10 protein-coding genes are annotated in these 13,154 nt (G+C 50.3%); 8 read left to right on the plus strand and 2 right to left on the minus strand.

The window, feature by feature from the left end; all coding sequences use genetic code 11:
• Position 1: 1 nt before the first annotated feature.
• Entirely contained in the window at positions 2-1,066 is a 1,065-nt protein-coding gene (locus tag K0H80_RS08395; protein WP_220073686.1) for an efflux RND transporter periplasmic adaptor subunit, read from the minus strand.
• Between the two features lie 679 nt (positions 1,067-1,745).
• Positions 1,746-3,032 carry a citrate synthase gene (locus K0H80_RS08400; protein WP_011865449.1) on the minus strand — a complete coding sequence of 429 codons (1,287 nt, stop codon included), beginning with the start codon at positions 3,030-3,032 and terminating at the stop codon, positions 1,746-1,748.
• 412 nt (positions 3,033-3,444) lie between these two features.
• On the opposite strand from K0H80_RS08400, the gene sdhC reads away from it, so the two are divergent.
• From sdhC to sucD, 8 genes are all read left to right on the plus strand, one after another.
• Positions 3,445-3,840: a succinate dehydrogenase cytochrome b556 subunit gene (gene sdhC, locus K0H80_RS08405; protein ID WP_220044954.1), complete on the plus strand. Its 396-nt coding sequence runs from the start codon at positions 3,445-3,447 to the stop codon at positions 3,838-3,840.
• Entirely contained in the window at positions 3,834-4,181 is a 348-nt protein-coding gene (sdhD, locus tag K0H80_RS08410; RefSeq protein ID WP_011865451.1) for a succinate dehydrogenase, hydrophobic membrane anchor protein, read from the plus strand. The genes sdhC and sdhD overlap by 7 nt, the downstream gene beginning before the upstream one ends.
• Positions 4,182-5,948, plus strand: a complete 1,767-nt coding sequence (gene sdhA, locus K0H80_RS08415; RefSeq protein WP_011865452.1) for a succinate dehydrogenase flavoprotein subunit — start codon at positions 4,182-4,184, stop codon at positions 5,946-5,948.
• Positions 5,949-5,958: 10 nt separating this feature from the next.
• Positions 5,959-6,666 (plus strand): succinate dehydrogenase iron-sulfur subunit, encoded by a 708-nt coding sequence (locus tag K0H80_RS08420; RefSeq protein WP_011865453.1) that lies wholly within the window; start codon positions 5,959-5,961, stop codon positions 6,664-6,666.
• Between the two features lie 215 nt (positions 6,667-6,881).
• Complete coding sequence (sucA, locus tag K0H80_RS08425) at positions 6,882-9,704, plus strand: 2-oxoglutarate dehydrogenase E1 component (RefSeq protein WP_011865454.1); 2,823 nt, start codon at positions 6,882-6,884, stop codon at positions 9,702-9,704.
• 32 nt (positions 9,705-9,736) lie between these two features.
• The gene (gene odhB / locus K0H80_RS08430; RefSeq protein ID WP_220073687.1) at positions 9,737-10,927 is read left to right on the plus strand and encodes a 2-oxoglutarate dehydrogenase complex dihydrolipoyllysine-residue succinyltransferase; all 1,191 of its coding nucleotides are present in this window, start codon (positions 9,737-9,739) and stop codon (positions 10,925-10,927) included.
• Between the two features lie 103 nt (positions 10,928-11,030).
• Positions 11,031-12,197 (plus strand): ADP-forming succinate--CoA ligase subunit beta, encoded by a 1,167-nt coding sequence (gene sucC, locus K0H80_RS08435; protein ID WP_011865456.1) that lies wholly within the window; start codon positions 11,031-11,033, stop codon positions 12,195-12,197.
• A complete protein-coding gene (gene sucD, locus K0H80_RS08440; protein ID WP_011865457.1) occupies positions 12,197-13,069 on the plus strand; it encodes a succinate--CoA ligase subunit alpha in 873 nt (290 codons plus the stop codon). Before sucC ends, sucD begins: the two co-directional genes overlap by 1 nt.
• The last annotated feature ends 85 nt before the right edge of the window (positions 13,070-13,154 follow it).

Here is a 13,154-nt window from a genome sequence, read left to right on the forward strand (position 1 = left end):
GTTATTGTTGTGCGCGAGCAACGTCTAGTTGGCTGATCACTTCGACTAAGGATTGATCTTTCAGGTTTTGTTGTCCGCGGATCACTATTTGTTCGCCGGGTTCTAGCCCTGAGACCACCTCTACGGTATCGGCCTCGCGATAGCCAAGAGCCACTTCGCGGCGCAGGGCATTGTCACCTTGGATCACATACAGGGCGTACTGATTGTCCTGATTGACCACGGCGTTATAGGGAACGGTTATCACATTGCTGTGGGTATCGTATCTCAGTTCAACCCGGGTAAACATACCAGCCTTAAGCTGGGCATTCTGGTTAGGCACCGAAAGGGTGACCTTAAAGGTACCACTCTGGGGATCGACGATGGGGCTGATACGCAGCACTTTGGCATGAATGGTATCCTTGGTGTGCTTGTTGGCATACAACTCGGCTTCCTGGCCTAGACGCAGGCTCTGCAGTTGAGCCTCTGGCAAGTGCACTATGCCGTACAGTTCATCTTGATTGACCACATAGAAAAGCTGCTCAAATTCTTTGGCCATGTTACCGGCCTTCACGTAACGCTTGGCAACTACACCGTCGATAGGGGAGCGAACCATGCTTTCTTGTACCTGCAGGGCGGCTAAGTCGCGTTTGGCGATGGCGGCTTGTAGGTTGTATTCGAGTTTGGCCATGGAATCGGCGCTGATGAACTCTTTATTGCTCATCTTCTTCAAACGGTTGAGCTCTTGCTCGATGATTTCCACTTCGGCCTGTGAGCGGGCCAGATCGTAGCGCTGGCGCTTAGCATCTATGACTGCTAGCAATTGCCCCTTGGAGACGCGATCCCCTTCTTCGACCTTAATGGATTCGATAAGACCGGCGATGCGGCTAACAACGTCGGCTTCCTGAGGAGCTTCCAGAGTTGCGGTAGTGCTATAAAAAGAGGAGACATCACCTTGTATGACTGTCGTGGTTTCGACGGGAACGGCGTACTTTTCTTCTTCTTTCTTTGTTTCCTCATTACCACATGCACTGAGTACGGCAACAAATAGTAGGGGAAGTGCCAACTTAAACTTTGAAAAAGATTCCATGTGAAGATACCTATGTTATTTATCCAATTAGCCTTAGTAAGCACAAGGTGTGCCAAAATGTTAAGTGGTTGTTTATCAATGGCTTACGCTAAAACCAGTTAGTGCGTGGTGAGTTTGTTAACTGGTTTGTAGCGAAAATGTTTAACATGTGATGCTTTTGACTAATTAACAGTTAAGACCCATTGCCAAGGTCAGTGCAAATTGGATTTGATACAAAATGTATCTCTACTGCATGGGGGCAGCTTAACTTACCCGGATGTAGGCTGATTAGTTAATGGAAAAGGGCTTAGAAGTGAAAAGCTGAGAGGAAAAGGACTGAGAGAGCAGGACTGAGCGGGATGGGCAGAAAGGGAAGGGCTAAATAGAGGAGCGAAGTGGCAGGTAAAGGGAATCAATCGCTTTAAATCTTGAACCCACTGTGGTGAAGGCTCAGATACCAACATCCAGATATAAAAGCTCGTCTATAGCTACTCATGTAAAAGGTGCGTGTAAAAGGCGCATGTAAAAGGCTCACGTAAAAGCTCAGGCATAACGCCTTGCCTAAAACTGAGGCATTAAAAGATAGCGACCAAAAGAGCTATTAAAGGAGAGCTCTTAAAGAAGAGTGATTAAAGCAAAGCTATTAGAAGAGAGGCATAAAAAAAGCACCCATAGGGTGCTTTTTAAAATCAGGCTGCGATTAACGCTTGTCCAGTTTGACGAAGTCGCGTTCTGGTGAGCCTGTATAGAGCTGGCGTGGACGGCTGATCTTGTGACCAGGCTGGTCCAACATCTCTTTCCAGTGAGCAATCCAACCCACGGTGCGCGCTAGGGCGAACAGTACGGTGAACATGCTGGTTGGAATGCCGATAGCCTTCATGATGATGCCTGAGTAGAAATCGACGTTTGGATAGAGTTTCTTCGATACGAAGTACTCATCTTCCAGTGCGATACGCTCAAGTTCCATCGCCACGTCGAGCAGCGGATCATCGACCTTAAGCTCGGCAAGGACTTCGTGACAGGTTTCGCGCATAACCTTGGCGCGAGGGTCGAAGTTCTTGTAAACGCGGTGACCGAAGCCCATCAGACGGAATGGATCTTCTTTGTCTTTCGCACGAGCGATGAACTCAGGAATGCGATCGACGGTGCCGATCTCTTCTAGCATGTTCAGACACGCTTCGTTCGCGCCGCCGTGTGCAGGACCCCAAAGTGAGGCGATACCCGCTGCGATACATGCAAATGGGTTAGCACCCGATGAACCGGCTAGACGCACGGTAGAGGTAGAGGCGTTTTGCTCATGGTCTGCGTGCAGGATAAAGATACGGTCCATAGCGCGTTCGATGATTGGGTTAACCTTGTACTCTTCACAAGGAACGGCAAACATCATGCTTAGGAAGTTGCCCGCATAGCTTAGGTCGTTACGTGGGTAAACAAAAGGCTGACCAATTGAATACTTGTAACACATAGCGGCGATAGTCGGCATCTTAGAGACTAAACGGAACGCGGCAATTTCGCGGTGGTGTTCGTCGTTGACATCGAGAGAGTCTTGGTAGAATGCAGACAGTGCACCGGTTACGCCACATAGCATGGCCATCGGGTGTGCGTCACGGCGGAAACCACGGAAGAACGAAGCGAGTTGCTCGTTAACCATAGTGTGGGTCTTAACCGTGTAAACAAATTTGTCGTATTGAGCCTTGTTAGGTAACTCACCGTAAAGCAGTAGATAACAAAGATCTAAATAGTCTGAGTCGACGGCAAGTTCGTCGATCGCGTAACCACGGTGTAAAAGTATACCTTGGGCGCCATCAATGTAAGTGATAGCTGATTCGCAGGATGCTGTCGCTAGGAATCCTGGGTCAAATGTAAAATGACCTTTGCTACCGAGTTTGCTGATGTCGATAACATCAAATCCCGCCGTTCCTTTCTTAATAGGCAGGTCAATCGAATCGTTCCCTGGTAGTTCCAATTTGGCTATATTATCAGCCATACCCCGTTCTCCTTACTTCATTCTTATGTGAGTGCGGCTTTGTCAAACGCCAATACTTTACAGTGAATCTAGATCACATTTCAATTTAAATAAGTGTTTAAATTCGTTAGACCATGGTCTTAATTTGACGTAAGTGCCCGTCAATACAGCAACTTGGCAGTTTTTTTTACCAAAAAAACAAAATTTGCATAATGTGATGTTTGTATTTGACATTTGTGGGGCGTATACTTGCTTCGGCTCGAAAGAGCTACAAACAAACCAATTCGTAGACCATTATTTACATACTTATTTAGTGATTTTTGAATTAGTTAACTGTTTGTTTCAACTTTCCTTTTGAGGCGAGAGGAGGTGGTAAGTTTGCTTGCTGGTCAAATTTCGTTCGAAAGAGGTTCAATAACAAAAATAATGCTCAATGGAGCAGAGTGAGCAGAACGTGAAAAAGCAAAGACCTGTCCATCTAGATCTGCAGACCATTCGCTTTCCTGCAACAGCGATTGCGTCAATCCTACACCGTGTCTCCGGTGTCATCATGCTGTTTGCCGTCGGCATTCTTATCTGGTTGTTGAGTGAGTCACTCGCATCTGCTGAGAGTTTCGCAGGCATTCAATCTCTATTTGATACCTTTATCGTTAAGTTTGTTGTCTGGGGAATTCTGACCGCGCTTGGTTATCACCTGATTGTTGGCGTACGCCACCTGATCATGGATACCGGTCGTTGGGAAGAGTTGGAATCGGGTAACGCTTCAGCGAAAGCCGCCTTCGTTATTGCAGCGGCATGGTCAATCATTGCGGGGATTTGGGTATGGTAACAAATGCAGCGAGTCTTGGACGCAGTGGCGTTCATGATTTTATTCTTCTTCGTGCTAGTGCCGTGATCCTTACTTGTTACACCATTTTCTTAGTAGGATTCATCGCCGCTAGTGCGCCTCTCACTTATGACGTATGGCACGGTTTGTTCAGTGCTTTGCCGATGAAAGTGTTTACGCTTCTTGCCCTGGTCGCCATCCTGGTTCACGCCTGGATCGGTATCTGGCAGGTGCTCACCGACTATGTTAAGCCGGTAGCCGTCCGTGGCGTACTCCAATTCGTCTTCGTCGTAGCAGCGCTTTCTTACCTGGCTGCTGGCATTGTTATTGTGTGGGGTGTTTAAGTGAGTATTCCAGTACGTGAGTTTGATGCAGTCGTAATTGGCGCCGGTGGCGCGGGTATGCGAGCTGCACTACAGATTTCTAAAGAAGGTAAGAGCTGCGCGCTGTTATCTAAAGTATTCCCAACGCGTTCTCATACCGTTTCTGCCCAGGGTGGTATTACCGTTGCCCTAGGTAACGCCCATGAAGACCATTGGGAACAGCACATGTACGATACCGTTAAGGGTTCCGACTTCATCGGTGATCAAGACGCGATCGAATTTATGTGTCAAACCGGTCCAGAAGCCATTATCGAACTTGAGCACATGGGTTTGCCATTCTCTCGTTTCGATAACGGTAAGATCTATCAGCGTCCTTTCGGCGGCCAATCGAAGAACTTCGGTGGCGAGCAGGCGGCACGTACCGCTGCGGCGGCAGACCGTACCGGTCACGCCCTGTTGCACTGTCTATACCAACAGAACGTTAAGCATAAGACTGAAGTCTTCTCTGAGTGGTATGCACTGGATCTGGTGAAGAACGAAGACGGTGCCATCGTAGGTTGTACTGCAATCGAAATCGAAACCGGCGAAATCGTTTACTTCAAGTCTAAGGCCACCATTCTGGCTACCGGTGGTGCGGGTCGTATCTACGCCTCTACTACTAACGCTCACATCAACACAGGTGACGGTGTCGGCATGGCAATGCGCGCTGGCGTGCAGATGCAAGACATGGAGATGTGGCAGTTCCACCCAACCGGTATCGCCGGCGCGGGTGTACTGGTAACCGAAGGTTGTCGTGGTGAAGGCGGATACCTGCTGAACAAAGACGGCGAGCGCTTCATGGAGCGTTATGCGCCAAACGCGAAAGACCTGGCCTCTCGTGACGTGGTAGCACGTTCTATGATGACTGAGATCCGTGAAGGTCGTGGCCTCGACGGTCCACTAGGTCCTCACTGTCTACTGAAACTCGATCACTTAGGTAAAGAGACGCTTGAAGCACGCCTACCAGGCGTTTGTGAACTGTCTCGTACCTTCGCGCATATCGATCCAGCCGATGGCCCAATCCCTGTACTGCCAACCTGTCACTACATGATGGGTGGTCTGCCTGCTAAGGTGAGCGGTCAGGTGATCCGTAAGAATGAAGATGGCAGCGAAAGCGATGTCGTTGGTCTGTTTGCCGTGGGTGAGATTGCCTGTGTATCGGTACACGGTGCGAACCGCCTGGGTGGTAACTCACTACTCGACCTCGTGGTCTTTGGCCGCGCAGCGGGTCAGCACCTGGGTAAGGCGCTGGATGAGACTGCCGATCCTAAAGAAGCGAGCGCCGATGAGATTGCTAAGTCTCTTGAGCGTCTAAATCGTTGGGAAAGCAACAAAGACGGTGAAGATCCTGCGCAGATCCGTAAAGATCTTCAGCTTTGTATGCAGCTTAACTTCTCCGTATTCCGTACCGGCGAGGCAATGGCAGAAGGTCTTGAAGAGCTTAAGGCGATTCGTGAGCGTCTGGCTAATGCCAAGCTGTCTGACAACTCAAGAGAGTTCAACACTCAGCGTATCGAGTGTCTAGAGCTAGATAACCTGATGGCGACAGCAATTGCGACTGCTTATGCGGCGAACTTCCGTCAAGAGAGTCGTGGTGCGCATTCACGTGAAGACTTCCTCGAGCGTGATGATGAGAACTGGTTGTGTCACAGCTTGTTCGATCCTCAGACCGAACAGATGACCAAGCGTGCGGTAAACATGGAGCCTAAGCTTCGTGAAGCCTTCCCGCCGATTAAGCGTACCTACTAAGGAAGATAAGATGAATTTGAAGATTGCTATTTATCGCTATAATCCTGAAGTAGACACTAAGCCTTACATGAAGGATTACACGCTAGAAGTGGCTGACGGTACCGATATGATGGTGCTGGATGTCCTGATGCAGCTGAAGGTACAAGACCCAACGCTGGCGTTCCGTCGCTCATGCCGTGAAGGTGTTTGTGGTAGTGATGGCGTAAACATGAACGGTAAGAACGGTCTGGCCTGTATCACACCAATTTCTACCTTCAAGGGTAAGAAGCTGGAGATACGTCCACTACCGGGTATGCCTGTGGTTCGTGACCTGATTGTTGACCTGACTCAGTTCTACAAGCAGTACGAGAAGATCAAGCCTTACCTGATCAACGACGACAAGACACCGGCCCGTGAACATCTGCAATCGCCAGAAGAGCGTGCGCACCTGGACGGTCTGTATGAGTGTATCATGTGTGCGTGTTGTTCAACGGCTTGTCCATCATTCTGGTGGAACCCAGACAAGTTCATCGGTCCAAGCGGCCTGTTGCATGCCTATCGTTTCCTTATCGATAGCCGCGATACCGCCACCGAAGAGCGTCTGTCTGAGCTCGACGATGCTTACAGCGTATTCCGTTGCCATGGCATCATGAACTGTGTTGACGTTTGTCCTAAAGGACTCAACCCGACTAAAGCAATTGGACACATCAAGTCTATGCTGCTTAAGCGAGCTGTCTAAATGCAACACACTGAGCTGATTTTAATAATTATATAGCTCTTTTGAGAGTCACTTCTTCTATGTGAGAAGTGGCTCTTTTATGTAATGGAACTACACATGCCGTGAAATCTGGACTCTAGGGGCGGCAGATATTTTGCAATTGCAGTACATTTGACTGGATTGCATTTTCAATACTTTGGCTAAAAACACGTGTATAAAGTTTGAAAGGAATAGAAATGCACCAAGGCATCATGAAAGCCTGGCTCGAATCGTCTCATTTAAACGGGGCTAATTCGACCTATGTAGAAGAGATGTATGAAGCCTATCAAGAGGACCCTCAGTCAGTATCAGAAGACTGGCGAGCGGTGTTTGATAACCTCCCATATGCCAACGGTGCAACAGCAGATGTGCCCGAAGCTGCCCACTCTAAAGTACGTGAATATTTCCGTAGTTTGGCGCTAGACGGTCGTCACAAGAGCGCTGCTCGTGTGACAGATCCAGAAGTCGATGCCAAACAGGTTAAAGTTCTTCAGTTGATCAACGCCTACCGTTTCCGCGGCCACCAGAATGCGAATCTGGATCCCCTCGGGCTATGGAAGCGCGATACCGTCTCTGAATTGGACCCGGCCTTCCACGGCTTAACCGGCGAAGATATGGAGCGTGAATTCAACACTGGTTCATTTGCTCACGGTGGCGACACCATGAAGCTGGGTGATCTGGTTAAAGCACTGAAAGCAACCTATTGTGCTGCTATCGGCGCGGAATACATGCACATCACAGATACCGATGAGAAGCGTTGGATCCAACAACGCTTGGAGCCGTCATTAGGTAGAGCGAATTACGATAAAAACACCAAGACACGTATCCTCGAGGGCCTGAACGCCGCCGAAGGTATGGAGAAATATCTCGGCGCCAAGTTCCCCGGCGCAAAACGTTTCTCACTGGAAGGTGGTGACGCGCTCGTCCCTATGATGCGTGAAATCATCTACCGTGGCGGTGAAGCGGGTACTAAAGAGATCGTCGTGGGCATGGCTCACCGTGGTCGTCTAAACCTGCTGGTTAACATCTTAGGTAAGAAGCCATCAGAACTCTTCGACGAGTTCGCCGGTAAGCACAGCGATGAGCTCAACGGTTCGGGTGACGTTAAGTATCACCAAGGTTTCTCATCAGATTTCGAAACACCGGGCGGCAACGTGCACCTGGCACTGGCGTTTAACCCGTCGCACCTTGAGATCGTTAACCCTGTGGTCATGGGCTCGGTAAGAGCACGTCTGGACCGCCGCGGTTGTAAGACGGGTCTTCAGGTGATGCCTATTACTGTTCATGGTGACAGCGCCATCGCAGGTCAGGGCATAGTACAAGAGACATTCAACATGTCTCAGACCCGAGCCTTCAAGGTGGGCGGCAGTATCCGTATTGTGGTCAACAACCAGGTGGGCTTTACTACCAACCTGACTGAAGATACCCGTTCAACCGAGTACTGTACCGATATCGCCAAGATGGTACAGGCGCCTATCTTCCACGTGAACGCAGACGACCCAGAATCGGTTGCCTTCGTTGCTCAGCTGGCGGTTGACTATCGTAACGAGTTTAAGCGTGACGTAGTGATCGATCTGGTCTGTTACCGTCGTCACGGCCACAACGAGGCCGACGAGCCGAGTGCAACTCAGCCGCTGATGTATGCCAAGATCAAGAAACATCCAACGCCACGTAAGATCTATGCCGACCGTCTGATCGAAGAGCAGACCCTAGGTGCAGATGATGTGACCGCGATGATCAACGACTACCGCGACGCGCTAGATAAAGGCGATTGCGTAGTTAAAGAGTGGCGTCCAATGACGCTGCACACGGTTGACTGGACACCTTATCTTAACCGCGAGTGGGACGAGGCTTATCCTGCCGAGTTGCCGCTAGATCGCGTTAAGGCGTTGGCTGATAAGATCAGCTACGTGCCAGAGAGCCACAAGCTACAGTCGCGTGTTGCTAAGATCTACAAAGACCGTGTGGCCATGGCCGCCGGTGACAAGCTGCTGGACTGGGGCTTTGCCGAGACACTAGCCTACGCCTCGATTTTGGATGACAACAAGCGCGTGCGTATCACAGGTCAAGACTCTGGCCGTGGTACCTTCTTCCACCGTCACGCCGTGCTGCACAACCAAAATGATGCGACAGCTTATCTGCCGCTGCGTCACCTGTCTGACATGCAAGGCCCTATCGATATCTCTGACTCGGTATTGTCTGAAGCCTCAGTATTGGCGTTCGAATATGGTTATGCCACGGCTGAGCCGGGCGGCCTGACCATTTGGGAAGCCCAGTTCGGTGACTTCGCTAACTGTGCCCAGGTGGTGATCGATCAGTTCCTCTCTTCTGGCGAGCAGAAGTGGGGCCGTCTGTGTGGTTTGACCATGCTGTTGCCACATGGCTACGAAGGTCAGGGCCCAGAGCACTCGAGTGCACGTCTGGAGCGTTTCCTGCAGCTGTGTGCTAACCACAACATGCAGGTGTGTGTCCCATCGACACCGGCACAGGTTTACCACATGCTACGCCGTCAGGTAGTGCGTCCTATGCGTCGTCCTCTGGTGGTGATGTCACCTAAGTCACTGCTGCGTCATCCGCTGGCGGTGTCTAGCCTGGAAGAGCTGGCCGAAGGCACCTTCCAGAATGTGATAGCCGAGATTGACGAGCTCGATAGCAGCAAGGTCGATCGCGTGGTCTTCTGTAGCGGTAAGGTTTACTTCGAACTGCTCGAGAAGCGTCGTAAAGAGAACCTGGACAACGTTGCTCTGATCCGTGTAGAACAACTGTACCCGTTCCCACACGAAGATATGGCACAGATCCTCGCCCAGTATCAGCACGTTAAAGATTTCGTTTGGTGTCAGGAAGAACCTCAGAACCAGGGCGCTTGGTATTGCAGCCAGCACCACTTCTGGGCAGCCATTCCTGCCGGTGCTCAATTAACCTATGCGGGTCGTGAAGCCTCGGCCGCGCCAGCATGTGGTTATCCGGCCCTGCACACCCAGCAGCAAGAATCTTTAATCAATAGCGCATTAAAACTGTAGTAATAGACAATTTATAAAAAGGATAGCTTTCCATGAGTATCGAAATTAAGGTACCCGTACTGCCAGAATCAGTTGCTGATGCAACCATCGCCACATGGCATGTTAAAGCTGGCGAGCAAGTGTCTCGTGATCAAAACCTGGTCGATATCGAAACCGACAAGGTGGTTCTAGAAGTGGTTGCGCCAGAAGATGGTTCAATAGTTGAGTTCCTGGCGGAAGAGGGCGACACAGTGTTGGCCGAAGCCGTCATCGCTAAGTTTGTTGCTGGTGCGGTTGCCGGTCAGGAAGTCTCTAAAGAGCAAGCCGAAGCGGCAGCCCCGCAAGCGGAAGCGGCTAGCGAAGAGTCTAACGATGCGCTGAGCCCATCTGTACGTCGTCTGATTGCCGAGCACAACCTGGATGCCGCTAAGATCAAGGGCACTGGTGTTGGCGGTCGTATCACTAAAGAAGATGTGGAAGCCTTCATCAAGTCAGCTCCTGCAGCTAAAGCAGCGGCGCCAGCCGTTGTTGCGCCGCTAGGTGAGCGTAGCCAGAAGCGCGTACCTATGACGCGTCTACGTAAGACTATCGCAAACCGTCTGCTAGAAGCGAAGAACTCAACCGCTATGTTGACGACCTTTAACGAAGTGAACATGAAGCCTATCATGGACATTCGTAAGCAGTATCAAGAGCTGTTCGAGAAGAAGCATGGCATCCGTCTTGGTTTCATGTCTTTCTACGTGAAAGCCGTGACCGAAGCCCTGAAGCGCTTCCCAGAAGTGAACGCCTCTATCGACGGTGATGATATCGTTTACCACAACTACTTCGACGTGAGCATCGCGGTTTCTACGCCACGTGGCCTGGTAACCCCAGTACTGCGCGACACAGACACCATGAGCCTGGCTGACATCGAGCGTAATGTTCGTGAGCTGGCTATAAAGGGCCGCGACGGTAAGCTGACTGTTGACGACATGACTGGTGGTAACTTCACCGTGACTAACGGCGGTGTATTTGGCTCGCTAATGTCTACCCCAATCCTTAACCTGCCACAAAGCGCTATCTTGGGCATGCATGCCATCAAAGATCGCCCAATGGCGGTTAATGGTCAGGTAGAAATTCTACCTATGATGTACCTAGCACTCTCTTATGACCACCGTATCATCGATGGTCGTGAGTCTGTTGGCTTCCTGGTTGCCATTAAGGACTTCCTGGAAGACCCAACTCGTCTACTATTAGACCTGTAAGACGATGTTGTTTCGATGCCTGTCGGCAACGGTAGGCATCACCCCTCGCTACCGGCTCTATTGAGCCGGTTGGATTAGATTAGAAGTATACGGATAGATCATCATGAATTTGCATGAGTATCAGGCAAAAGCCCTATTTGCCGAATATGGTTTACCAGTGTCAGAAGGTTATGCTTGTGATACCCCTCAAGAGGCGGTAGAAGCGGCTGGCCATATTGGCGGAGATATGTGGGTTGTTAAGTGTCAAGTACACGCAGGCGGCCGTGGTAAAGCAGGTGGCGTTAAAGTTACCGGCGATAAAGAAGAGATCAGAGCATTTGCTGAGCATTGGTTAGGTAAGAACCTAGTAACTTATCAGACTGACGAAAAAGGTCAGCCAGTTGCTAAGATCCTAGTCGAAAGCTGCACTGATATCGCAAACGAGCTGTACCTAGGTGCCGTTGTTGACCGTGCGACCCGTCGCGTTGTCTTCATGGCGTCTACCGAAGGTGGCGTTGAGATTGAAACAGTTGCCGAAGAGACACCTGAGCTGATCCACAAGGCGATTATCGATCCTTTGACTGGTCCTCAGCCTTACCAGGCACGTGATCTTGGCTTCAAGTTGGGTCTGAACCCAACTCAGATGAAGCAGTTCACTAAAGTCTTCATGGGTCTGGCGACTATGTTCACCGACCATGACTTCGCACTGCTTGAGATCAACCCTCTGGTTATCACTACCGAAGGCAACATCCACTGCCTAGACGGTAAGATTGGTATCGATGGCAACGCACTGTTCCGTCAACCAAAGATCCGTGACATGCACGATCCATCACAGGATGACGCTCGTGAAGCACACGCTGCTAAATTCGAGCTGAACTATGTTGCCCTAGACGGTAACGTAGGCTGCATGGTAAACGGTGCCGGCCTAGCAATGGGTACTATGGACATCGTTAACCTGCACGGTGGCAAGCCAGCTAACTTCCTAGACGTTGGTGGCGGCGCGACTAAAGAGCGTGTTGCTGAAGCATTCAAGATCATCTTGTCTGACGCTAACGTGAAAGCGGTTCTGGTCAACATCTTCGGTGGTATCGTACGTTGTGACATGATCGCAGAAGGTATCATCGGTGCCGTTAAAGAAGTGGGTGTTGAAGTGCCAGTGGTTGTTCGTCTAGAAGGTACTAACGCAGATCTCGGTCGCGAAGTATTGGCTAACTCTGGTCTTGACATTATTGCAGCCGAGTCGCTAACCGACGCTGCTGTTAAAGTTGTTGCTGCTGCGGAGGGCAAATAATGTCTGTATTAATTAACAAAGATACCAAGGTTATCTGTCAGGGTTTCACTGGCGGTCAAGGTACTTTCCACTCTGAGCAAGCTATCGCTTACGGCACGCAAATGGTTGGCGGTGTTTCGCCAGGCAAGGGCGGTCAGGTTCACCTGGGTCTGCCTGTATTCAACACAGTAAAAGATGCTGTGGCTGAAACCGGTGCGACTGCTACCGTTATCTATGTACCTGCGCCTTTCTGTAAAGACGCTATCCTAGAAGCTATCGACGGCGGTATCGAGCTAATCGTATGTATTACTGAAGGTATTCCTACTCTGGATATGCTGGAAGTTAAGGTTAAGCTGGAAGAGACTGGCGTTCGCATGATCGGTCCAAACTGCCCAGGTGTTATCACTCCAGGCGAATGTAAGATCGGTATCATGCCAGGTCACATCCATAAGCCAGGTAAAGTGGGTATCGTGTCTCGCTCTGGTACCCTGACCTATGAAGCGGTTAAGCAAACGACTGACGAAGGTTTCGGCCAATCAACTTGTGTTGGTATCGGTGGTGACCCAATCCCAGGTACTAACTTCATCGACGTATTGGAAATGTTCCAAAACGATCCACAGACCGAAGCTATCGTTATGATCGGCGAGATCGGTGGTACTGCTGAAGAAGAAGCTGCTGCTTACATCAAGGCTAACGTGACTAAGCCTGTTGTCTCTTACATTGCCGGTGTTACTGCACCTGCCGGTAAGCGTATGGGCCACGCTGGCGCGATCATCGCAGGCGGTAAAGGTACGGCTGAAGACAAGTTTGCTGCACTAGAAGCGGCAGGCGTGACTACCGTACGTTCACTTGCCGACATCGGCAGTGCACTGCGTGCTAAGACTGGTTGGTAATATCCACCCAAGTCTGTAGCATGAAATAAAAAAGGCGCCTTAGGGCGCCTTTTTTGTTACCTATCAACTCAGTTACCTTTTAAAG

Source organism: Shewanella aegiceratis, assembly GCF_019457495.1.
Lineage (GTDB): Bacteria > Pseudomonadota > Gammaproteobacteria > Enterobacterales > Shewanellaceae > Shewanella > Shewanella loihica.

What these genes read in the sequence shown, in the direction of transcription:
- K0H80_RS08395 (WP_220073686.1), bottom strand. Translation starts at nt 1,066, where the DNA reads ATGGAATCTTTTTCAAAGTTTAAGTTGGCACTTCCCCTACTATTTGTT.
- K0H80_RS08400 (WP_011865449.1), bottom strand. Translation starts at nt 3,032, where the DNA reads ATGGCTGATAATATAGCCAAATTGGAACTACCAGGGAACGATTCGATT.
- sdhC (WP_220044954.1), top strand. Translation starts at nt 3,445, where the DNA reads ATGGAGCAGAGTGAGCAGAACGTGAAAAAGCAAAGACCTGTCCATCTA.
- sdhD (WP_011865451.1), top strand. Translation starts at nt 3,834, where the DNA reads ATGGTAACAAATGCAGCGAGTCTTGGACGCAGTGGCGTTCATGATTTT.
- K0H80_RS08420 (WP_011865453.1), top strand. Translation starts at nt 5,959, where the DNA reads ATGAATTTGAAGATTGCTATTTATCGCTATAATCCTGAAGTAGACACT.
- sucA (WP_011865454.1), top strand. Translation starts at nt 6,882, where the DNA reads ATGCACCAAGGCATCATGAAAGCCTGGCTCGAATCGTCTCATTTAAAC.
- odhB (WP_220073687.1), top strand. Translation starts at nt 9,737, where the DNA reads ATGAGTATCGAAATTAAGGTACCCGTACTGCCAGAATCAGTTGCTGAT.
- sucC (WP_011865456.1), top strand. Translation starts at nt 11,031, where the DNA reads ATGAATTTGCATGAGTATCAGGCAAAAGCCCTATTTGCCGAATATGGT.
- sucD (WP_011865457.1), top strand. Translation starts at nt 12,197, where the DNA reads ATGTCTGTATTAATTAACAAAGATACCAAGGTTATCTGTCAGGGTTTC.